At 43.1% G+C, this 23,257-nt stretch carries 18 protein-coding genes and 2 pseudogenes; 12 read left to right on the top strand and 8 right to left on the bottom strand.

Annotation, left to right across the window (positions count from 1 at the left end; all coding sequences use genetic code 11):
- Positions 1-386 precede the first annotated feature (386 nt).
- The 8 genes and pseudogenes from LYNGBM3L_RS25045 to LYNGBM3L_RS25010 all read left to right on the top strand — a co-directional run.
- Positions 387-1,484 (top strand): annotated as a pseudogene (locus tag LYNGBM3L_RS25045) (B12-binding domain-containing radical SAM protein); the annotation flags it as partial.
- Positions 1,485-1,611: 127 nt separating this feature from the next.
- Positions 1,612-2,220 (top strand): hypothetical protein, encoded by a 609-nt coding sequence (locus LYNGBM3L_RS25040; protein WP_008188120.1) that lies wholly within the window; start codon positions 1,612-1,614, stop codon positions 2,218-2,220.
- A 419-nt stretch (positions 2,221-2,639) separates the two neighbouring features.
- A complete protein-coding gene (locus tag LYNGBM3L_RS25035) occupies positions 2,640-4,157 on the top strand; it encodes a serine/threonine-protein kinase (protein ID WP_008188119.1) in 1,518 nt (505 codons plus the stop codon).
- 78 nt (positions 4,158-4,235) lie between these two features.
- Positions 4,236-5,111 carry a sirohydrochlorin chelatase gene (locus LYNGBM3L_RS25030; protein ID WP_229414686.1) on the top strand — a complete coding sequence of 292 codons (876 nt, stop codon included), beginning with the start codon at positions 4,236-4,238 and terminating at the stop codon, positions 5,109-5,111.
- A pseudogene (gene cobA / locus LYNGBM3L_RS25025) lies at positions 5,108-5,913 on the top strand (uroporphyrinogen-III C-methyltransferase). The gene LYNGBM3L_RS25030 and the pseudogene cobA overlap by 4 nt, the downstream one beginning before the upstream one ends.
- A gap of 474 nt (positions 5,914-6,387) precedes the next feature.
- On the top strand, positions 6,388-7,359 hold the full coding sequence (locus LYNGBM3L_RS25020) for a protochlorophyllide reductase (RefSeq protein WP_008188115.1): 972 nt from the start codon (positions 6,388-6,390) through the stop codon (positions 7,357-7,359).
- 234 nt (positions 7,360-7,593) lie between these two features.
- The gene (locus LYNGBM3L_RS25015; RefSeq protein WP_008188113.1) at positions 7,594-8,418 is read left to right on the top strand and encodes a class I SAM-dependent methyltransferase; all 825 of its coding nucleotides are present in this window, start codon (positions 7,594-7,596) and stop codon (positions 8,416-8,418) included.
- Between the two features lie 167 nt (positions 8,419-8,585).
- On the top strand, positions 8,586-8,828 hold the full coding sequence (locus LYNGBM3L_RS25010) for a ribbon-helix-helix domain-containing protein (RefSeq protein WP_008188112.1): 243 nt from the start codon (positions 8,586-8,588) through the stop codon (positions 8,826-8,828).
- Between the two features lie 453 nt (positions 8,829-9,281).
- Here LYNGBM3L_RS25010 and LYNGBM3L_RS25005 read toward each other — a convergent pair whose 3' ends face one another.
- The 3 genes from LYNGBM3L_RS25005 to LYNGBM3L_RS24995 form a co-directional block, all read right to left on the bottom strand.
- Positions 9,282-10,289 (bottom strand): cysteine synthase family protein, encoded by a 1,008-nt coding sequence (locus tag LYNGBM3L_RS25005; RefSeq protein WP_202799253.1) that lies wholly within the window; start codon positions 10,287-10,289, stop codon positions 9,282-9,284.
- Positions 10,290-10,370: 81 nt separating this feature from the next.
- Entirely contained in the window at positions 10,371-11,573 is a 1,203-nt protein-coding gene (locus LYNGBM3L_RS25000; protein ID WP_008188110.1) for a M24 family metallopeptidase, read from the bottom strand.
- A gap of 68 nt (positions 11,574-11,641) precedes the next feature.
- Entirely contained in the window at positions 11,642-12,484 is an 843-nt protein-coding gene (locus LYNGBM3L_RS24995; protein WP_008188109.1) for a methyltransferase domain-containing protein, read from the bottom strand.
- A 572-nt stretch (positions 12,485-13,056) separates the two neighbouring features.
- Between LYNGBM3L_RS24995 and leuS the strand changes: the two genes are divergently transcribed.
- A complete protein-coding gene (leuS, locus tag LYNGBM3L_RS24990) occupies positions 13,057-15,654 on the top strand; it encodes a leucine--tRNA ligase (protein WP_008188108.1) in 2,598 nt (865 codons plus the stop codon).
- 827 nt (positions 15,655-16,481) lie between these two features.
- On the opposite strand, the gene LYNGBM3L_RS24985 is transcribed toward leuS, so the two are convergent.
- Together LYNGBM3L_RS24985 and LYNGBM3L_RS24980 are read right to left on the bottom strand one after the other, a co-directional pair.
- Positions 16,482-17,039, bottom strand: a complete 558-nt coding sequence (locus LYNGBM3L_RS24985) for a pentapeptide repeat-containing protein (RefSeq protein ID WP_008188106.1) — start codon at positions 17,037-17,039, stop codon at positions 16,482-16,484.
- 77 nt (positions 17,040-17,116) lie between these two features.
- Positions 17,117-19,279 (bottom strand): Tex family protein, encoded by a 2,163-nt coding sequence (locus LYNGBM3L_RS24980; RefSeq protein ID WP_008188105.1) that lies wholly within the window; start codon positions 19,277-19,279, stop codon positions 17,117-17,119.
- A 103-nt stretch (positions 19,280-19,382) separates the two neighbouring features.
- Here LYNGBM3L_RS24980 and LYNGBM3L_RS24975 point away from each other — a divergent pair, with 103 nt between their 5' ends.
- Positions 19,383-19,847, top strand: a complete 465-nt coding sequence (locus tag LYNGBM3L_RS24975) for a VOC family protein (protein WP_008188104.1) — start codon at positions 19,383-19,385, stop codon at positions 19,845-19,847.
- A gap of 219 nt (positions 19,848-20,066) precedes the next feature.
- Entirely contained in the window at positions 20,067-20,198 is a 132-nt protein-coding gene (locus LYNGBM3L_RS48950) for a hypothetical protein (RefSeq protein WP_267872089.1), read from the top strand.
- Here the strand turns inward: LYNGBM3L_RS48950 and msrA are convergent.
- A complete protein-coding gene (msrA, locus tag LYNGBM3L_RS24970; protein ID WP_008188103.1) occupies positions 20,190-20,654 on the bottom strand; it encodes a peptide-methionine (S)-S-oxide reductase MsrA in 465 nt (154 codons plus the stop codon). The genes LYNGBM3L_RS48950 and msrA overlap by 9 nt on opposite strands.
- Before the next feature lie 578 nt (positions 20,655-21,232).
- Here msrA and LYNGBM3L_RS24965 point away from each other — a divergent pair.
- On the top strand, positions 21,233-21,631 hold the full coding sequence (locus LYNGBM3L_RS24965; RefSeq protein WP_229414684.1) for a hypothetical protein: 399 nt from the start codon (positions 21,233-21,235) through the stop codon (positions 21,629-21,631).
- Between the two features lie 385 nt (positions 21,632-22,016).
- On the opposite strand, the gene LYNGBM3L_RS24960 is transcribed toward LYNGBM3L_RS24965, so the two are convergent.
- Together LYNGBM3L_RS24960 and tnpA are read right to left on the bottom strand one after the other, a co-directional pair.
- Positions 22,017-22,307, bottom strand: coding sequence for a putative quinol monooxygenase (locus LYNGBM3L_RS24960; protein ID WP_008188101.1), 291 nt, complete (start codon positions 22,305-22,307; stop codon positions 22,017-22,019).
- Positions 22,308-22,817: 510 nt separating this feature from the next.
- Positions 22,818-23,237 (bottom strand): IS200/IS605 family transposase, encoded by a 420-nt coding sequence (gene tnpA, locus LYNGBM3L_RS24955; RefSeq protein WP_044494675.1) that lies wholly within the window; start codon positions 23,235-23,237, stop codon positions 22,818-22,820.
- Positions 23,238-23,257 lie beyond the last annotated feature (20 nt).

Below are 23,257 nucleotides of genomic sequence, written 5' to 3'. Positions count from 1 at the left end.
GAGCATCTATGTATTGACAGTTTTATCGCACCGTGTTAAGATAAAAACATAACAAAAAAACAATTAATGTTCTAGATAAACATGATCTTGAATAAGTAGACAGTGTAAAAAACCTGTTTTGAGATAATCATGTTGCACAATCAAGTCTAACGATTTGGACGTCTATGAAAGTCTAAGATCAAAAAAATGTTCATCTAAATTTGTTATCTAAATTTGTTAACTTAAATTTGTTAACTATTTTAGGTACGGTGGGGCACACCGAAACCTAGGTCATAGACCAAATACGCTTGTGGAGAGGAGACCTCTATTTTTCCTGGCTCCGGCAAGGGATAACAAGTCACCCCGTTGAAGCAAGAATCCCCGTCCTTCCAGGGCGGGGAGTGTCAATGGAATTGGATGCTTATAGCGAGATGTCGGTACAGTTTTCCCGTGGTTGTCCTTTCGAGTGCGAGTTTTGTGACATCTCTGTGCGATATGGCCGTAAACCACGCACCAAAACCCCGGCTCAAGTCTTGGCTGAATTGGAAACCCTCTATAATCTGGGTTGGCGGCTTCCTGTATTTATAGTTGATGATAATTTTATTGGCAATAAACGCCATGTTAAGCTTCTGTTGCAGGAACTAGCTCCCTGGATGGCAGAGCATGGTTACCCCTTTCCTTTGTCCACAGAAGCTTCTTTGAATCTGGCCGAAGACGATGAACTTTTGGAGTTGATGATTGCTGCCAATTTTAGTTCAGTCTTTGTGGGAATTGAAACACCAAATACCGATAGCTTGACCCTGACCAAAAAACACCAAAACACTCGTCAACCCTTAGCAGATGCGGTTGAGAAAATTAATCGGGCAGGTTTGCGAGTGATGGCTGGCTTTATTATTGGCTTGGATGGGGAAAAACCAGGAGCAGGCGATCGCATTATCGATTTTGTGGAAGCAACCGCCATTCCCCATACAGTTTTTAGTATGTTACAAGCCTTGCCCAATACCGCCCTTTGGGATCGGCTCAAACAAGAGGGGCGTTTACTAGAAGGTAATGAAGAAAATATCAATCAGACAACCCTGACCAATTTTATCCCCACTCGCCCGATAGAACAACTGGCTCAGGAATATGTCAGTTGTTTCTGGGAATTATATAAACCAGAATCCTATTTAGGAAGACTTTATCGGCACTACTTAAACATGAAGCCGAAACCCCATCACCCTAAGTTGGTAATGCCAAAATTGATCTATTTCTGGGCACTGCTAATTATTATCTGGCGCAATGGCATCAAGCGCCAAACCCGCTTCCAATTCTGGGGTCAACTTTTTTCTATCCTCAGGCACAATCCTCAGGTATGGAAACGGTATCTTAGCGATCATGCCTATCTGGAGCATTTCCTTGAATACCGCCAAATTGTCCACGATCAAATTCCAGCACAACTGACTGAGTTTTTGGCAGCACTTGCTAAAACTAGACCTCTTGCAGAAGTGGCGGGGGAAGTGTACTGAGCGAGGGAGGCGTGGTAAGTGTGGTAGATATGATAAGTATGGGGTAATGGGGCGATCGGGTGATGGGGAGTAACCCGATTCCCGATTCCCGATTCCCGATTCCCGATTCCCAATTCCCAATTCCCTCATGTCCTTCGATTCTTATAAAACGATTGGCGAAGTCCTTAAAGAATTTACAATTACTGCTACTGAAGCCAATTATATCCTGGAAACTGACACTGTAATCAGAGAAGCGTTTAAAGAAGATTTAGAGTTTTGTCTTCGAGAATTTACCGTTGAAGAGTCAGAGTATGCTATTTGTGAAACGATTATTTTTCCGCTCTTGAAGGAAGTGTATAGACAGTATCGAGATAAATTTACCTTATGGAGTCATAAACCAATAACCTATGATCAACAGCTGACTGGAATACCCGATTATATTTTAGCAAAGCGGTCTCCCCTTGGCAAACAAATCTTTGAAAATCCCTATTTTGTAGCTGTAGAAGCTAAAAAGGATGATTTTATTAAGGGGTGGGGTCAATGTTTAGCAGAAATGGTCGCAATTCAAAAGCTTAATGACCAATCTGAGCAAACTATATTTGGAATTGTTTCCAATGGTCAAGTTTGGCAGTTTGGTAAACTCAAAGAAAATCTCTATACTAGAGAAATTAACAATTATACAATTTCTGATTTAGAGCGAGTGTATTCAGCAATTAATTATGTATTCAGTCAATGTGAACTAGAACTTGAAAGTTAGAAATAATTATAGTCAGCATTCAGTTATCAGCAGTCAGCATTTAGCTGACAGTAAACTAAAACTATAGCAATCCTAAATCATTTGTAAAATCACTGGACTTCTTAAAAAATAGTTCCAAATCCGGTCCCTTCTGCCTTCTGCCTTCTGCCTTAAAGCAGCCCATTTCTTTCACGAATCAGATAGGATGGCTATATAGTGGTGCGCCCAGGCAATAAGCTGTGACAAGTTAAATGCGTGAAAGCAGTTCCCTCAACAATTGGGCAAAGCTATCGGAGCCGGTAAGCTCGTTAGTTTATACCTAGACATGACAAGCTACTGGATAATGAGTTAAAGTGTACTTAATACTAAAAACTGCTCAAACTTAACAAGTAAAGCTTAAAAAATAATTAAATAGTGTAATTAACAAAAACTAATTACTAATGACCTATTGTGTAATTCCTGGATGCATCTCTCCTCAAAATCCAGACTCAGCTAAATTTTGCAGTAATTGTGGATATAAATTAAGGTTGAAAGACCGATATAGACCCCTTTATCCCATTGGTCGCGGTGGATTTGGTAGAACGTTTTTGGCAGTAGATGAAGATATCCCTTCTCAACCTCACTGTGTTATTAAACAATTTTATCTGGAGAGTCAACACAGAGGGGTTTCCCAAAAAGCCATTGAACTGTTTCACCAAGAAGCGGTGCGATTGGATGAATTAGGCAAACATCCCCAAATTCCTAGCTTGTTGGCACATTTTGAACAGAATGAACAGCTTTATTTGATCCAAGAGTGGATTGCTGGACAAACCCTAAGCAAAGAGTTGCAGCAACAACAGATATACAACGAGAAGCAAATTTGGGCATTATTACAAGATATCTTACCTGTGCTGCAATATATTCATCAGCATCAGGTGATTCATCGGGATATCAAGCCAGAGAACATTATTCGCCGCGACAGCTCTACAAAGGCGAACGTTGCCCAAAGTCCAGGAATTAGCTATAGTTCTCCCACTGTACCCCTGAGCCAAAATCTGATTATTCAATCCCAGAGAAATCCGCGCCGATTATCCTCGAACAAAACCCAACGCCTTCCTCTAACAGAATCAAAGGAGCTGGTACTGATTGATTTTGGTATTGCCAAATTCATCACTGACACAGCTAATGGACAAACAGGTACGGTTATCGGTACCCCAGAATACATGGCACCAGAACAAATTAGGGGGAAAGCCTTTCCTGCCAGTGATCTGTATAGCTTAGGTGTCACTTGCCTTCACTTGCTGACAGGGGTACCACCTTTGGATATGCATGATTCTCTCAATAACTGCTGGGTATGGCGTGATTTCTTGCCATCAGGGAAATCGGTCAGTAAACATTTGGGTAACATCCTGGATAAGTTAGTCCACAATACGGTTAAAAAGCGCTACCAATCTGCGGATCAAGTATTGCAAGCGCTCAACTCGACCTCACCAGCTATCCAGCCAGTGATTCATGCCTGTGCTAGTCAACGGTTAATCTCAGCAGTAGACCTAGACTACACTCGATTACAGGATTTACTAGCTCGAAAAAAATGGCAAGATGCAGACCAAGAAACCTGGGATATGCTATGTCAGTTGGTTAACAAAACCCCAGGCTATTATCTCAATAAGCAAGATATTGCTAATTTGCCCTGTGACCAATTGCTTAAAATTGACCAACTTTGGATCAACTATAGTGGTGGACGCTTTGGTTTTAGTGTTCAAAGCCGGATCTATGAAGCAGTAGGAGAGGATTACTATAGTTTTTGCGATTGCATCAGCTGGCCCGTTCACAACTCCCATCTTCGAGATCAAGACTTCGAGTTCCAACTCCAAGCCCAAGTAGGACATTTGCCATCACGGCGCTGGGTTGGGGGATTTGACTGGTGGCTTCATGCTGGTGCAGTAGCAAGGAAATTAGCGCAATGCAACATTCTTTAGAAATAGTTTATACAAAATTCTCTCTCTAGGGAAGATAGTATTATTTAACACATTCGATCAAGGTAGTTCACTATACTCTTGTCACCCTCATCTGCTTATCTGTTAATCTCCCACGGCAGTCATGACCTGCGTCCCCAGCGGGCTATGGCACAATTGGCTCAGTTGCTGCGAATTCGACTAGCCTCTGAGCAAGCTAAGGCTAGACAGACCATCTCACCGACAATCTTACCGACAATCTCACCACAGGGCAGCAGTGGTGACGGTGATCTGTTAACAGCTAACGGTCTTTCCAGTCAACCTTTAGGTGCGACCCGTGGCGAATTTAATTCGCCAAGTAAGAGCGCACCTTTGGTAGGTACAGCAACTTTAGAACTAGCTGATTTACCCCTACATCAGCAAATTGTCCGATTTGCTCAGCTGGCTAAAGGTGCTGGCTGTCAGGAATTGAAACTATTGCCCCTATTTCTATTGCGGGGAGTACATGTCATGGAGGATATTCCTTGGCAAGTATCTCTAGCGCAACAGAAATTAGGTAGTGAAATGGTGATTCATCTACTGCCTCACTTGGGAGCTAATCCAGCTTTGGTGAGGCTGTTGAGAAATCAATGGGCAAAGCTAGATGGCGATGCCAAGATTTTGTTGTCCCATGGAACGAGCCGCCCTGGGGTTCAAGAAGAAACGGGGGCTGTAGCTAACCAGTTGGGGGCTGTGGCGGCCGACTGGTCAGTACAGCCGTCCCTTTGGGAGCAGGTCTCTATAATAGCAAACTCTGGAGCAAAAAGGATTGCCATTTTGGCATATTTCTTTTTTGAGGGAAGAATTACCGATGCGATCGCACAAATGTTACTGGAGATACAGCAGAAGTTCCCTCAAGTGCAGTTGAATCTCGGAAAACCAATTGGTGTGAGTGAGGCATTAGTGGATTTGATTATGGATGGGATTAGGCAGCAATGAACCACGAAGACATCAAGGATGCGAAGGTAGTGAGCAATCAATGTTTGGGTAAGGTGTATTTGGTTGGGGCAGGTCCTGGAGATCCCGGATTAATGACCTTGAAGGAAAGGGGTTATTAGAATTTGCAGATGTGGTAGTTTATGATGCCCTAGTCAGTCCGCAAGTGTTGAAGATGATTAATCCCCAGGCGGAACAGATTAATGCCGGAAAGCGCAGGGGTCGTCATTCCATGTTGCAGCAACAGACAACTCAGCTGTTGATTGAAAAGGCCCACTCTCATGCCGTGGTGGTACGGCTGAAAGGGGGAGACCCCTTTGTGTTTGGTCGTGGTGGTGAGGAAATGGGGGATTTGATCGCGGCAGGGGTGCCAGTGGAGGTGGTACCAGGGATAACTTCAGGAATTGCAGCACCAGCCTATCTGGGAATTCCATTGACCCATCGGGATTATAGTTCTTCCGTCACCTTTGTCACAGGTCATGAGTCAGTGGGCAAGTATCGACCTCAGGTGAATTGGAATGCGATCGCAAATGGCTCAGAAACTATTGTGATTTATATGGGAGTTCATAATCTGCCTCGGATTGTCACCGAATTTTGTGAAGCAGGATTGAATCCCCAAACACCAGTAGTGCTGATTCGCTGGGGCACACGACCTGACTCCGAACAGTTGGTTGGAACCTTAGAGACCATTGTGGCTCAGATTGAGGAAACACAGTTTTCTGCTCCTGCGATCGCAGTCATTGGTAATGTGGTCAAGTTGCAACAGCTTGAAGGTTTTTCACCGTTGAAGGTTGAAGGCGGTTGAAGGTTGAAGGCGGTTGAAGGTTGAAGGTTAACTGGTTGAAGGTTGAAGGTTAACTGGTTGAAGGTTGAAGGTTAACTGGTTGAAGGTTAATCGGTTTAACCTTAATCGGTTGAAGGTTGTTCGCGTAGCGTGGCCAAAGGCCAAGGTTGTTCGCCTTTGGCGTTCGGTCTAGGGTAGGTTAACCGGTTTAAAGTTAACCGGCTGTAACCTGTAACCTGTAACCTTCAACCTGTAACCTGTAACCTGTAACCTGTAACCTGTAACCTGTAACCTGTAACCTGTAACCTGTAACCTTCAACCTGTAACCTGTAACCTGTAACCTGTAACCTGTAACCTGTAACCTGTAACCTGTAACCTTCAACCCCTAACCTTCAACCTTCAACCTGTAACCTTCAACCGGAAGATAGTATCTTTGATCGTAACTTAAGATGAGAACCTAATAAAGTTACGATCAATCGATCAATTTTAAAGAAAATGGAAAACGATCATAAATCAACGGTGATCATTACAGGGGCCTCCTCGGGAGTTGGTTTGGAAGCCGCCAGAGCTCTTGCCACAACCTGGGGATGGCATGTGGTAATGGCTTGTCGGAATCTCGATAAAGCTGAAAAAGCTGCCCAAGAGGTGGGAATACCAAAAGATAGCTATACAGCGCTATATATTGACTTAGCTAGCTTTGCCAGTGTCCGGCAGTTTGTGAATGCTTTCAGAGCAACCGGCAGAACCCTTGATGCCTTGGTGTGCAATGCCGCCATCTATCTGCCGTTATCAAAGGAACCGTTGCGAAATCCCGAGGGATATGAATTGAGTGTTGCTACTAATCATCTCGGTCATTTCCTCCTATGTAATCTGATGCTAGAGGATTTGAAGAATTCATCCTCTTCCCAGCCAAGGCTAGTGATTGTGGGAACTGTTACTGCTAATCCCAAGGAATTGGGAGGAAAGATTCCAATTCCAGCACCTCCAGACCTGGGAGACCTCAAGGGTTTTGAAGAAGGATTCAAACCCCCCATCTCAATGATTAATGGCAAAGCCTTTAAATCTGGAAAAGCTTACAAGGACAGCAAACTCTGTAACATGCTGACCATGCGAGAGCTGCACCACCGCTATCATGACTCTACCGGAATAGTTTTCAGCTCCCTTTATCCAGGATGTGTTGCTGAAACCGCTCTATTCCGTAACCACTATTCCCTGTTCCAAAAACTATTCCCATTGTTCCAGAAAAACATTACTAAAGGCTATGTCTCCCAGGAATTAGCAGGCGATAGACTAGCAACAGTAGTTGCTGATCCTAACTATAATAAATCCGGTGTTTACTGGAGCTGGGGTAATCGACAAAAAGAAGGTCGTAAGTCCTTTGTTCAAGAAGTTTCGAATGAAGCCATGGATGATTCTAAAGCTAAGCGCTTGTGGGAATTGAGCGAAAAGTTAGTTGGACTACGGTGATGTTAAATGTAAGCATTCAGCTGTCAGCATTCAGCTGTCAGCATTCAGCTGTCAGCATTCAGCTGTCAGCCTTGGCCTTTGGCCACGCTACGGGAATGGCCTTGGGCTTTTCCCTAGACTTTCAATTCTGATTAATCTCGAACTATTAAATTCTACCTTTTGAGGTTTATGTTAAGCTGTTCGCTTAGCGTGAGCTTTAGCTCACGGCTGATAGCTGATAGCTGAATGCTTACGATGAAAGACATTAAAGAACTAATCCAAGCTATCTACTCTAAAGACTTGGAAGAGAAAAAAATTTGGTATTCTTCGGTTGCAGAAGCCTACGACCAGGCCAGACCACGCTATCCTCAGCAACTGATTAACCGTGCCGTGGAGTTAGCCCAACTTCCTGCCGATGGGATCATTCTTGAAGTGGGATGCGGTCCGGGCACTGCTACGACAGCATTTGCTGACTTGGGCTTCTCTATAGTTGCTATTGAACCGAGCCAGGAATCTTGCCAGCTAGCGCGACATAACTGTAGCCAATATCCAGCTGTAGAACTTATCAATAGTACCTTTGAAGAGTGGGAGCTAGAAACTGGGAAATTCCATGCTGTGTTAGCAGCGACTTCTTTTCATTGGGTTTCACAAGAAATCCGGTATCAAAAAGCAGCTGATGCTCTAAAAGACAATGGATTTCTGATTTTGCTATGGAATACGCCTCCTCAACCCAACCATGAGGTTTGCCAACTGTTGAATCAGGTCTATCAAACTCACGCTCCCTCTCTGAAACCCTGTGAAGAGATAGAAACTCATCAACGGAACCTCAGCAAAATTGCAGAAACTGTTATTAATTCCGGGAAATTCCAAGACTTAGTATCGGAACAGTTGGTGTGTGACGTTACCTATAGTATTGATAATTATATAGCGCTTTTGAGTACTTTGTCACCTTATATAGCTTTAAACCCTGAGCAGCGAGAGTCTTTGTTTCAAGGGATTAAAGAAATACTAGACCTAGAATTGGGCAATAGTCTCGAAACTTCCTATCTCTCTGTTATTCAGATTGCTAAAAAAATATAGTCGTCAGCTATCAGCTATCAGCTATCAGCTATCAGCTATCAGCTATCAGCTATCAGCTATCAGCTACGCTGTAATGTTGTTTCTCTTGGGTTAATATGGCAAATATTCTTGTTTAATGCCATTGGTGCTAGAGTGATAAAAGGTTTCTTCGCTTACAAACGATCCCAATGAGCAGCAGTCTGAATATCGAGCTAACCGATAAACTGCGCCGCTATGTTGATATGCGGGCAAGCGATGATGATGTCTATGGAACCCCTAGTGAATACATCCGCGATTTGATTCGTCGGGATATGGAGGACTATTTGATTGTTTCCGACATCATCCAAGGGTTACGGGAAATTAGGAATCAAGAATTTGTCCCGGAATCCATCATCGATATTTTAGAGGAAGATAATCTCGATTGTGGCTAGGAAAAACTATGTTCTCACCCCCACAGCGCGGCGGCACTTACGGGAAGCTAAACCATGGTCACGGGCCAGATGGGGCAATGAATTAACAACAGAATCGCTGCTTTTATTCGTATGGGGAGGGATATTCCGACGCTACTGAGTAAACATGCCGTCACCTTAAAAGAGGAGCTTACCGAACTCCGAAAAAGTAGTTTGAACGAGAATTAATTACTTCTGACGATCAAAAATAAATTGGCTCTCCTAGACTGATTATACTAAATTAGTAGTTTAAATTAGCGATTACCCCTTAAATAGCAAGTAATTAAATAAAATAAAAATACATTTTTTTTATTAAAACTTCGCTTTTTTAAATTAATTAACCCCTTGATTAGTAAAGGTTATGACGATTATTTTATACTAATTTATCCTAGCCACTCTAGGAGAGCAAAATACATTAGAACGTGAATTATTTATTCATGCTAAATCGCGCTCACGAATCTTATCCATAATCTCAGGAAACGTGAGCAATTTCACATTTTTGTCACTTAACCAGTCTTTATCATAAATCTGATCTAAATAGTTAACACCAGTATCTGGTATTACAGCCAGAGCTGATCTGATGTGAAGTCGGTACAGATAGGTTAGAGCAGCACTCACCAGCACTCCTCCAGAACCGCCGAGTAATATGCCAGTTTCTTGTGCAAGCAGGTGACACATAGAAATGGCTTCCTGATCGCTGATTTGACATCGATAATCGAATACTGAAAAATCAGTGTTTTGAGCGCACCATCCTAAACCGATACCATTCACTAAATACGGTTTAAAAGGGGTGCCAAATATAGCAGAACCTTCAACATCACAAGCTAATACTTGCACTGATGGGTGATTGTTTTTAAACCATCGAGCGATACCACTTAGATGTCCACCTGTGCTAACCGCTCCTACTAATAAGTCAAAATCCAAATGACTGATTTCAAGAGCTGTGTGATTGCAATGAAATGCGGGATTATCAGGATTATCATATTGATTAGGCCAGTAAGCATTAGGATGGTGTTTTATGATTTCCTTAACCCGTGCAATACGAGCCTGTTGGTATCCTCCATGTTCATCTGGAGTTGTCACCATCTCAACTTGTGCTCCATAAGCTCGGTACAAATTAAGATTTTTAGTGCTTACTTTGGGATCAACTACAATGATCACCTTAAAATCCATCGCTGCACCCAACATTGCCAGGGCTTTGCCTAAATTACCCGAAGTTGACTCAACAACAGTTCCCTTCGGTTTGAGTTTTCCCGTTTCCAAGGCAGCTTGAATGAGTCCTAACGCAGTTCTATCCTTGATACTTAAAGTAGGGTTGAATTGCTCTAACTTTAGATAAAGTGTTTTTCCCTCTGGCAAAAGTCGATGCTGTAACGAAACGATCGGTGTGTGACCGATTGTTTCAAAAATATTATTAAATACCTGTGTATGCATCTTGTCCATCTGTTGAACCTCGTGATTTTGGGTTAGTTTACTAACCATAGGTCATCTAAAAACAGGCACTTATCCTAATCACAATTAGGATTAACCTAGAGCAATTAAGTTCTGAATACTATAGTTAGTGAGCAGATGATTATCCTCGTTTCCAATCAAAATTGGGTCTTCAATATGAAGCGCACCAAACCCAAATTCGTAGAATGGAGTTTCTACAGAAATGACCATACCAGCCTCAATACGTTCTGTTTCACTTGGTGCCAGAATAGGACGTTCGTAGGGTTCTAATCCAATACCATGACCGACATGATGTCTGCGATATTCTCGAAAACCGGCTTCATGAATAGCAGCCATTGTCAAATTAAACACATCACCTCCTGTCATACCGGGTGATATTTCTGAGATGGCGGTCTTCATTCCTAAAGCCAAGGCATGATAACGTTCACTAGCGGCTGGGGATACTTCACGGTAAGCGTAAACTCTGGCAATATCTGACCAAAATCCTTGATACCATGCATCGGAATCGAACCATAACAAATCTCCAGGGGCTAACCGAATGTCTTCTCGTTGACGACGTTGCCCACCGACTGCATGGCGACCAATTTTTACCATTGTTAAGGATGGATAGGCCCCTTGTTTAACCAATGAAACTTCAAATAAGCGAGAGATTTCGGTTTCTGGTATATTCTCATAAAGGTTATCCAAAACTTCTGCGATCGCACGCTCATTGATCTGGGCTGAACGAGTTAACTGCTCAACTTCATAAGACGTTTTAACACGACGGACAAAGCGTAAAATCTCAGAAGATTCAACAAACTGAGCTTTAGAAAACATAGACTTCAGCTCTGCCAAAGCAATGTCTGAAAACCCATTTTGATCATATCCTATTCGACTACTCTTTGCATTTAGCGCAGTCAGTAAAGCCTCAAGAGCCTGGACAGGAGACTTGTAAGCATCTTCAACAATCGACCACTGCTGTAACAGCTTTTCCTCATCGGTTAAAGCTGTTTCCGACAGGTACTCTCGGTAAAAGCGGCCATAACAATAAACTTTACCCAGGGGGGGAATTGCATCAAGGAGTTGGTCAATTTCTCCGATAGAATGAACAACATTTACCTGGTCCGGGTTGTCACGAGTGATCACTACATAGCATTGCCCATAGTAGGGATTCAGTGTTTTAATGACCGGATTAAAACCCGTTAGATAAAGAATATTTTCGCGGGTAGCCGCTATGATTATATCCAAATAATGGTTATCTAGCTGTTGCTTTAAACGTTCAAGGTTGTAAATCATATATCAATAACTATTTAATCATTTCATTATCCTGAAATTTTCATCTTTATTTTTTCAATAAGTAGGCATTAATTATTGGAAAGACAATAATGAAACCCCCCCCATTGCATATCACCCTCTTGATAGAAATTAATCCAGGGTTCAATACTTTTGAGTGTTTTGTCTATTGCTTCTTTTGAGATTTGTTCAATTATCTCTTCATAACGTTTCAAAATCTCATCCCTGAATCGAATGTAGTGAGTGCTAACATGCCTAGAAAGATCGATAACTTGTATTTCTTCAAAACCTAGTTCTTGTAAAGTTTTTTTATAAAAGTGAAAGGATCCAGCGTCTTTGATTTGCAATCGATTAAACGCGGGCTGTAACTTCTCTGGCGAACAATCATGATTGCGTAAAGTATCTGTAAAAATGAGTTCTCCCCCAGGTTTCAAGATACGGCGAATTTCCGAAAGAACCTGACGGCGGTTACCACTGTGTACCATTGAATCCTGAGACCAAACGATGTCAAAGGAGCGATCGTCATGGGGAATATTTTCAAAGTTACCTTGCTTTACCTCAATTCGGTGATTCAAATTTTGAGCTTGGTTCATTTCCAAATTCCGTTGATTTTGAAGTTCACTTAAATTGAGGCAAGAAACAAAACAACCATATTTTTTGGCCAGATAACGGGCTGTGCCCCCATATCCTGCTCCCAAATCGATCACCTGAGAATTTTCTCCGATCTGTTGCAACATTGTTGCCATCATGTTTACGATTCGCTGGGAAGCCTCTAATATAGAATCATCAGGTTCGAGGTAAATCCCAAAATGGATATGCTCTCCACCCCAAATCATCTTATATATCCGATCAGTCTCAATGTTATTATAGTAAGTCTCGGCAATTTGTACTGCTTCTGAGTAGCAACTATCCATACCATTTAATCCTTGGCAGCAATTATCATTTTAGGACACAGGTGTTCAAATTGTCAAAATGTCTGTACTGTATATAGCAGTCCTAAATGATTCGTGAAATATATTGGCCAAATCGTTCGCTATAACCCTTGCCCAGCAACGAGTCCAGATTTTGCTGATTTTACAAATGATTTAGGATTGCTATATTTCGTTTTTACTACTTATGGCATAGACAGTATTTTTTACCAATTCTAAAGTTGCCTATTCCCTCTTCTGACTTTCCTGTTCCCTACATCGGCAAGAAGTATACTAGATCAGGCATTGGCTAACGAATGTGCCAAAATTAAACTACAGTAATAAGCGATGCAGAGGTGCGACCCGTGGCGAATTTAATTCGCCTACGGAAAGCGCACCTAAGCGGTCTTGGGGAGCCAGTGCGGTCTTGGGGGTTCCCCCCATGAGCAACTGGCGTGGTTTCCACGGGGCTTACAAGGTGCGGACGCAGGTTCCGCACACAGCCCCTCCCCATGAGCGACTGCATCAAGACACTGACGTAAGCTAAAGCGCGTAATCACACCCAAGGAGTATCACTTGTGCAGTCACAATACAACCCCACCGAGATAGAGGAAAAATGGCAACAAATTTGGGAAGAGCAAGGCTTGTACCAAACCTCCACAGAAACTGACAAGCCGAAATTCTATGCTCTATCCATGTTCCCCTATCCATCGGGTAACCTGCACATGGGTCATGTCCGTAACTATACAATTACTGATGTGATTGCCAGAAAAAGCCGGATGCAAGGCTATCGCGTACTTCACCCTATGGGTTGGGATGCCTTTGGATTACCCGCAGAAAATGCTGCGATCGCTCGCGGGATTCATCCGGCGAAGTGGACATACCAAAATATTTCCCAAATGCGATCGCAATTAAAGCGCCTGGGACTGTCCTATGACTGGGATTGTGAAGTAACCACTTGCTCCCCAGACTATTACAAGTGGACTCAGTGGATTTTCTTACAGTTCTTCAACGCTGGACTGGCCTACCAGAAAGAAGCAGCAGTGAACTGGGACCCGGTAGATCAGACCGTGCTAGCCAATGAGCAAGTGGATAGTGAAGGACGTTCCTGGCGTTCTGGTGCCAAGGTGGAACGGAAACTGTTGCGTCAGTGGTTCCTTAAAATTACCGATTATGCCGAAGAATTGCTCAAGGACTTGGATACCTTAACCGGTTGGCCAGAACGGGTGAAGCTGATGCAGGCCAACTGGATTGGTAAATCTGTTGGTGCTTATCTAGAATTTCCCATTGTGGGCTTAGATGACAGCTCAGATCAGGGCTTAGCTAACAAGATTGGTGTATTCACCACTCGTCCCGATACCGTTTATGGGGTTACCTATGTGGTGCTAGCACCGGAACATCCCTTGACCGCAAAAGTCACTACCCCTGACCAAAAGGCTGCAGTTGAAGCCTTCATTGAGGAAGTCAGTAACCAAAGTGAACTGGAACGGACAGCAGAAGATAAGCCCAAGCGAGGGATTCCTACTGGTGGTAAAGCAATTAATCCCTTCACTGGGGACGAAATCCCAATATTGATTGCTGACTATGTGCTGTATGAGTATGGTACTGGTGCGGTGATGGGAGTACCAGCTCATGATACCAGAGACTTTAAGTTTGCCCAGGAAAAGCAATTACCCATCAAAGTGGTGATTGTCCCAACTTCAGATGATGTCGAGACAGTTAATGACACTCCTCTAGAAGCGGCTTACACGGAACCGGGGATTGTAGTGAATTCTGACCAATTCAATGGCATGGATTCCCCCAAGGCCAAGACCGGGATTATTGAGTATGCTGAACAACAGGGCTGGGGCAAAGCCCGAGTGCAGTATCGCCTCCGAGATTGGTTAATCTCTCGCCAGCGTTACTGGGGTGCCCCGATCCCTGTGATTCATTGTCCTAACTGCGGCGCAGTGCCAGTGCCAGACCAAGACCTGCCAGTAGAATTACCAGAAGATGTGGACTTTAGCGGACGTGGTCTTTCTCCCTTGGCTCAATTAGACAGTTGGGTGAATGTACCTTGTCCCAATTGCGGTACACCAGCGAAACGGGAAACTGATACCATGGATACCTTTATCGATTCCTCCTGGTATTTCTTACGTTATCCCGATGCCAAGAATGACTCTGCTGTGTTTGATTCCAACAAAACCAATGATTGGATGGGAGTGGATCAGTATGTAGGGGGCATCGAACATGCTATTTTGCACTTGCTCTACTCGCGATTCTTTACTAAGGTATTACGCGATCGCGGTTTACTGACCATTGATGAACCCTTCCAACGTCTTCTAACTCAGGGGATGGTGCAGAATACGGCTTACAAAAATACCAAAACCGGTAAATATTTCGCTGTTGTAGATATCGATCCCAATGACCCTAAAGATCCAGAGACTGGGGAACCGTTGGCGGTATTCTATGAAAAAATGTCCAAGTCTAAATACAACGGTGTCGCACCAGAAGATGTAGTAGCTAAATACGGTACTGATACCGCTAGGATGTTTATCTTGTTTAAAGCACCACCAGAAAAAGATTTGGAATGGGATGATGCTGATGTAGAAGGGCAATTCCGTTTCCTTAATCGTGTCTGGCGTTTAGTATCGGATTTTGCTGCTAATGGTAGCACTAAATCTAGCCCGTCTAATGGTGATTTAACTAAACCGGAAAAAGACTTACGACGAGCAATTCATACCGCCATTAAAGAGGTAACTGAGGATTTAGAAGGGGAGTATCAATTTAATACAGCAGTTTCTGAATTGATGAAGCTAAGTAATGGCATTACTGATGCTAAGTGTAAAGACTCCCCGGTCTATAAAGAAGGGATTGAAACCTTGATTACATTACTCGCTCCCTTTGCTCCCCATATTGCTGAAGAACTTTGGCATAGTCTGGGTCATAGCTCATCCATACACAATCAACCGTGGCTTGAGTATGATCCTGATGCGTTAGTAGCTGATGAAATTACCTTGGTTATTCAAATCAAAGGCAAAACTCGCGGCACTATTCAAGTTCCCGCTAACTCCGATAAGGCAGCTTTGGAAACCTATGCTCGGGAATCTGAGGTAGGACAGCGATATCTAGAGGGTAAGGAGATTAAGAAGGTGATTGTGGTACCCGGTAAATTGGTAAACTTTGTAGTGGTTTGATTGGGAAAAAGCGAACGCGCAGGGGATAGGTAAGCTAAAACGCATTTAAAATGCGTTTTAGCAAGGCAAAAGGCAAAAGGCAAAAGGCAAAAGGCAAAAGGCAAAAGGTAAAAGGTAAAAGGCGACTGGGATCTATCTGTTTTATTTGATTTCACGCAGTTTAAATGCACAACAGCTTAACCGAGCTATTCCCTATTGCCTGCATCCAGCGCTATATATAGGTAAGAAACAATTCATCAGGTTCATTTACCACTAATAGCTATGTCTGAACAAAACGCACAAGTCTGTCCTATCTGTGGTGTCAGGATCATACCAGGAGGCCAAGTCGAGGATAAGGTCATGTTTAAAGTTGGACCAGTGGGAACGAGAGCTATTCTTAACCAGCGCGTTTGTCAGTATGTTAAGAAACCAGGCTGTATTAATAAGAATCCGTAGCAATTATCAATGGGGTAAGGTGTTTTCCTTGTAAGCATTCAGCTAATGCGCTACGCGCACGCTACGCGAACAGCCGTCAGCTATCAGCTTTTGGGCGTTGCTTAATAATGGAATGATTTTAAGAGTTTTTTAGAATGGGCATCTTGGTGGAACTGGCATCTTGCCAGTTTCATGCTTATTGTCGGGCGGGCAGGATGCCCACTCTACTGCGATTGATGCCAATATTGTCGGGCGGGCAGGATGCCCACTCTACTGCGATTCATTCGAAGACTGAGGCAACGCCCCATCTGTAGCTCATTAGCTAATAGCTGAATGCTGTTCGCGTAGCGTGGCCAAAGGCCTTTAGCTGAATGCTGATAGCTGAATGCTAATTCACTTTGGCAGTCCCTAATTTACCTAGGAAGTTGCGCACCAGTAAGGTTAGCATTATCAAGGTTAGCGTTAGTTAAATCAGCGTTAATAAAATTAGCGTTAGTGAGGTTAGCCCCACTCAAATCAGCACCATTGAGGTTGGCCTTGAAAAAGGTGGTGTTACTGAGGTCGGCACCCCTAAAGGAACTACCACTCAGGTCAGCACTGATGAAATTTGCCCACACTACGCTAGCACCACTGAAGTCGGCGCGACTCATGTTGGCCCCTGTAGCGTAGGCTGAATCTAAGTTGGCATTGCGGAAGGTTGCCCCTGTGCCATCAATAACTCTCATTGCTGCACTTTCGAGCATGGCATCAGAAAGGTTAGCGCCACTGAGATTGGCTCCCTGGAGGTTAGCATATCTCAGGTCTGCTTCCCTCAAATCAGCTCTGGCTAGGTCAGAATTTACCAGGTCACAGCTTCGACATTCCTTAGTTTGCAGCAGTTGTAGATACTGCTCCCGCTGTTCAGCATTGATAGGAGCGATTAACCCTAAGGAGGCTAGGAGTACAGTAATTCCTAAGATTCTGAATTTCATAATTTCTGGCCTTATCTGGTTTTGCCTGTATTATGCCAGCGAAGTTCAAGAAATACCCAATATTTCTACCGCGATCACTAATTTCCCCTGGGCGATCGCATGGATAAACTAACGCGCTTTAGTTTTTCATTCACTTCCATAACCCGCACCTTGACCACCTGTCCCACTTTCACTATCTGTTTGGGATCTTCTACAAACCGGTCAGCTAGTTGGGAGATATGCACTAACCCATCTTGATGCACACCGATATCTACGAAGGCTCCAAAGTTGACCACATTGGTGACAATTCCTTCTAATTCCATTCCAGGACTTAGGTCTTTGAGCTCATTTACGCCTTCTTTGAAGGTGGCGTACTTAAATTCATCCCTGGGGTCTCGTCCTGGCTTTTCCAATTCCTGGATAATATCCTCTAGGGTTGGTAAGCCGATGGTATCCGTGACGTAACGGTTCAAATCTACTGATTTGAACCGATCTGCTCCTTGGTTAATCTTGGCTAGAGGTAACTGCAAATCCGATGCGATCGCTTTTACTACGGGATAACTCTCTGGATGCACAGCTGTGTTATCCAACGGATTATCCCCGTTGCGAATCCTTAGGAATCCTGCTGACTGCTCGAAGGCTTTTGGCCCTAGCTTCGGTACCTTAAGGATTTCCCGACGGTTCTTGAATGCACCTTGCTGATTGCGATAGGTCACAATATTATTAGCAATGGTCGGGCTAATCCCAGATACAAAGGTTAGCAGTTGAGCGGATGCAGTATTTAAATCTACTCCTACATAGTTTACACAACTTTCCACGGTGTCATCAAGTTTCTTCTTGAGCAATTTTTGATCAACATCGTGTTGGTACTGTCCCACACCAATGGATTTAGGGTCAATCTTGACCAACTCAGCTAAGGGGTCTTGTAACCGTCTGCCAATACTAATCGCTCCCCTGACTGTGACATCTAAATCCGGAAACTCCTCTCGTGCTAAGTCACTGGCGGAATAAATCGATGCCCCAGATTCATTCACCATTACTTTTATCGGTTTGCGCTCCATGGTTTTGAGTACTTCCGAGATAAACTCGTCTGTCTCACGAGACGCTGTACCGTTACCAATGGCAATTAGCTCGATCTGGTAGGTTTCAATTAAATGCTTAATCGTTTTAGCAGCTTGTTCGCGCTTTTGGCTGCCTTGATGGGGAAACACTGGTTGGTATGTGATGTATTTAGCTGTCTCATCCAGGATAGCCACTTTACAACCGGTGCGGAAGCCTGGGTCTATGGCTAAGGTTGGCTTCATTCCTGCTGGAGGAGATAACAACAGTTCTCGGAGATTGGCTTCAAAGGTTTTAATGGACTCTGCATCAGCATAGGTTTTGCGATCGCTACGTACTTCCGTAGTTAGGGAGGTTTTCATCAGCCGATTAAACCCATCTTTGAGCATGGTCTGGTAAAACTCTCGCAGTAGGGTAGCTTTGGTGTAGATTTCCTCAGACTCTAGGTAGGACATCACATAGTCTTCATCAAAAGAGAGTTCCAGCTTTAGTACTCCCTCCGCTTCACCCCTGAGCAGGGCTAACATATTATGTGGCGCTACAGATTTTACGGGGATTTGGAACTCCCGGTACATTTCAAACTTAGTGGTACCTTCGGGATAATCCTTTTTAATCCGAGAGACGAATACTCCCGATTTCATGAAATAATCCCGCAAATATGCTCGTAAGTCGGCTTTTTCCGCTACAGCTTCCGCTAAAATATCAGAGGCACCTTGAAGAACGTCCTCTACCGTATTGAGCTTATGGTCTGGGGAAATGTATTTAGCCGCTTCTTCAGATAAGGATACTGATTTAACCTCTGGAGTGTTCATCGACTCAATCCAGTCCGCTAAGGGTTCAAGTCCTTTCTCCCTGGCCATGGTTGCCCGAGTGCGTCGTTTGGGTTTATAGGGCAGGTAAAGGTCTTCTAATTCAGTCTTTTGCTGGCAAGCTTCGATCTTAGCCTTTAGTTCATCGGTGAGCTTACCCGCAGATGCGATCGCATTCAGGATTACTGACTTCCGTTGCTCAAGTTCCGTTAGATAAGTATGGCGCTCAGCTATCGTGCGTAGCTGAACTTCATCGAGAGAACCAGTCACCTCTTTACGGTAGCGAGCTATAAACGGAATAGTTGCCCCTTCAGCAAATAAAGACAGGGCATTCTCGATTTGAGTCGCACTTAATGACAGTTCTTGGGCTAAGATTTGAGAAAAAGTGGTCATGTTACCAGGAAAAGGGGAAATTTAAATAGCAAATTAAAAACGGTATAACCATTAATAATTAACTATTAGCACTTCCATTCACAACTAACAATTATTAAAAAAAATGGTTTCTAGCCCTGAAGTAATCAAACCTACCCTAACTCCAGGTAGTCTCCGTCGAGTCCATCATATTGCTCTGAATGTGAAGGATATCCAAGCATCGCGCCACTTTTATGGTACATTGCTAGGTTTACATGAACTAACTGGTGAAGAAGTGCCCAGTACTTTGCGATCGCTAGTCGAAGCCGGAAAAGTCACTAACTTCGTTACCCCAGATGGCATTGTGGTGGATTTGTTTTCCGAGCCAGACCTATCACCACCAGATCCAGACCCCCATCGTGGCTTTACTCGGGTGAATCATCTCGCCTTTGATATCGATCCTCAGTTATTTGATCAAGCCGTAGAAGTGCTAAAACAAAATCAAATTCCCATCGATCATGGTCCAGTAACTCGTCCTACCGGCAGAGGTATCTATTTTTATGACCCCGATGGATTTATAGTTGAAATTCGCTGCGATCCGATCGAATGATACTTCGCTGAAGTTGTGAATAATCGGGAATCGGGAATCGGGAATCGGGAATCGGGAATCGGGAATAAAAATTAAGGCAAATAACCTTAGTTTGACATAACCAACTTGATCCACGAGTTAGGAGACAGGAGTCATGATTTATAAGTCAAAGTTATGTTCTTGGAATAAACAAAATTGAAATTATCTTTGAAACCCAAAACTAACTAAAATTACTTATTTATGTTCCCTGATACCTGCTCTCTATTCTTAACTAATTTGATCGCCTTGGGGATTCCTAATCCCGACTCCCGACTCCCGACTCCCGATTCCCGATTCCCTGTTCCCTATTATCTCCTGCAATATTTAACGTAAAGACTTCTGCTTCTTTTCAAAATATTGTTGATGATAGTCATCAGCTAAATAATAGTCGGAAGCTGGCTTAATTTCGGTAACAATATCCTTATCAAACTTACCAGAAACTTGCAGCTTTTGTTTTGACAGTCTTGCCAACACTTCTTGTTCCTGATTGTGGAAAAATATCACCGATCGATACTGTTCTCCTCGATCAGGACCTTGGCGGTTTAATGTCGTAGGGTCATGGATAGACCAAAATAGGTCAAGTAATTGTTCATAACTAACTTTTTCCGGGTCATACTCCACCTGTGCCACTTCTGCGTGACCGGTTATTCTTGATAATACATCTAGATAGCATGGGTTAGGAAAATGTCCTCCCATATAACCAACAGAGGTTGAGACTACTCCCTTCACTTTCCGAAATGCTGCTTCTACTCCCCAGAAACAACCACCACCAAATGTCGCTTTTTCCATCGTTGTTACGTAGTTAAACAGTAAATTTTGCGTAGGGTGCGTTAGGGACGGGCTCGCCTTAATTTTTAGCCTCTTCAGCAGTATTGGAAAAGCCCGTCCCGTAACGCACCACCGGGTTAAACAGCAGTTGTGAGGAATCGGGAATCGGGAAAAAATAATGTGTATATTATAGCAATTCGATATCCCACAAGGTACAAATTGATCCCCCTAAATCCCCCTTAATAAGGGGGACTTTGAGGTTTATAAGCGTACCTCATAACTGCGAAAACGCTATATTAGACTACAAAACGCTATCTGATATTTGTTCGCGTAGCGTGTGCGTAGCACATAAGTTTTTCGCGTAGCGCTTAAGCTGCTAACTTACATTTTTACATCTCAAATATATCACCTATAGTCAATTATTTTATTTGTAAAAATATATTTAGTTTTAACAAATACTCTTGACTTTTTTCGAGATATTAGTAATAATAAAAATGTCTGATATTTCGATAAGATTTCTGGACAAAAAGCCGCGCTTCTCGCATGCAGGCCAAAGCGCGGCTTTATCCCCAGTCACAAGCTATGTCTGAGGTAATTCCATGATGCCAAAAAAACGGTCAGTAGATCATCTGGTTCACTGTCAGCGAGCCCTAGACCGGCTTGCCCAAATTGCTGAGAGCCCATCCACACGCCCAGATTCAATGCCTCGTGCCATCACTGAGCGAGAGGAAATCTTGATCTACCTATACAGCAACTACCGACTGTCCATGACTCCCCAGGCGTTTTACCGCAAGTGGCAAGTCAATCAAGAAGACATGGGTAACATCTGCTGCCGCTCAACTTACGCCGTAAATAGCTGGCTGGCCCAAGGTGCTCGCTATAAAACTCCTAATGCCGATTCCTTATACCATCTGGCTTTAATGGATTTTGTTTTGGAGAATTTCGAGGCAATTCCTAAGGAGTTGTTGAATCGACTTTGCTCTAGGGTTTTTCGGTAAAGGGGTGTTGTCTGTTAGAATGTAGAATGTAGAATTTAGAATTTAGAATTTAGAATGGTGAATGTAGAATGTATAATAGTGAATTAAAAATTAGACCTCTTGCATCTCATCAACCTTGATGAAGACAAGGCAAAAGGTATAAATTTTGATTTAAGCACCTAAACAAAATTAATTTGCTACTACCAATCTCTGTAACCCTTACAGTGTAAGGCTTTGAGTTTTTAAAAATGTGTAATTAATTTTGTGCACCTGCTTATATACATTCTAAATTCTTAATTCACCATTCTAAATTCTTAATTCACCATTCTAAATTCTACATTCTACATTCTACATTCTACATTCTAAATTCTAAATTCTACATTCTAAATTCTATATTCTATATTCCCTAGCCTATTTGCGTCATTTCATTGAAACTGAATTCCTCAACCGCGCCATCAGTTGCAGCCATGTAATCTTTCAGGTGCTGGGCACCCATATGCTTCTGCCACAGCTCACGGGATTCCCAATTTTCAAAAAACATAAAGTGAGCTGGATTTTCATTGTTTTGATGCAAATCGTATTGCAAGCAGCCCTCTTCAGCACGAGTGATGTCGATCAACTTTTTAAGCTCAGTCTTTACCAGATCAATTTGGTCATCTTTAGCTGTGATATGAGCAACAAGAGTCAATTTAGCCATGTTTTTGTTTCCTTGGTTTTCGTTAAAAATTGAAAATCTGGCATTGGTTAATAATGCAATAATTTTAAGTCAGTGAGGTAGAATAGGCATCTTGCCTGTTCGGGGATCTTTTGGTGCGGGCAGGATGCCCACTCTACTCCCATTCATCTTGCCTGTTCGGGGATCTTTTGGTGCGGGCAGGATGCCCACTCTACTCCCATTCATTCCTTGACTGACGCAACGCCGAAAATTTGATGGCCATAACTTACCACAGTTGGCTATGCTGTCTTAGTTAGGGCTGGCTGTATAAGTGTGGAAGCCATGCCAGACAACGGTTTCAAGCAATTTTCGACCAAATAAGTGCAAGGTTTTTGAGCCCATCGGTACAATTAATAAGCACCTCAAAGATGAAAATTCTCTAAAACCATTAACCTCACCTACCACCTACCACCTACCACCTAACACCTACCACCTATTCAAACCCGAAAATTACGACTTATTCAGCAAGCCCTACGTCAAGGAGCAAGCTGGTCAGTCGTCATAACCCTGGTTTTCTATATATTGCTTCAGTACAGTAAGAGGAGCACCTCCACAGGATACAGCACTAAAACCTCTTTTCCAGAAAACTGGCCTCCAGTAATAGGGAGCCAATTCTTTTGCGTACCTTTTTCTAATTTCTCTACTGGTTACTGTCTTGAGGGTATTACAGAGTTTAGAAATTGATACCTTGGGAGCTAAGTCGATTAAAAGATGAATATGGTCGTTTGTCCCCAGGTCTGCCTTGGCATCTTCAAGGATGCAGTCATTTTTGTCGCAAATGCTTTTGACTAAGTCTTTGATATCCTCTTCTATATCCCCAGTGATCACTGGGTGGCGGTACTTTGTCACAAACACTATATGAATCTTTATTAGCGAAACTGTATGTGCGAAAGAACGCATGGTAGTTGACATGTTAAAACACTATAGGTTAA

The organism is Moorena producens 3L (assembly GCF_000211815.1).
GTDB classification, from domain to species: Bacteria; Cyanobacteriota; Cyanobacteriia; order Cyanobacteriales; family Coleofasciculaceae; genus Moorena; species Moorena producens.
The sequence above is the reverse complement of the archived record's forward strand: the minus strand, read 5'-3'. Positions and strand labels throughout refer to the sequence as shown.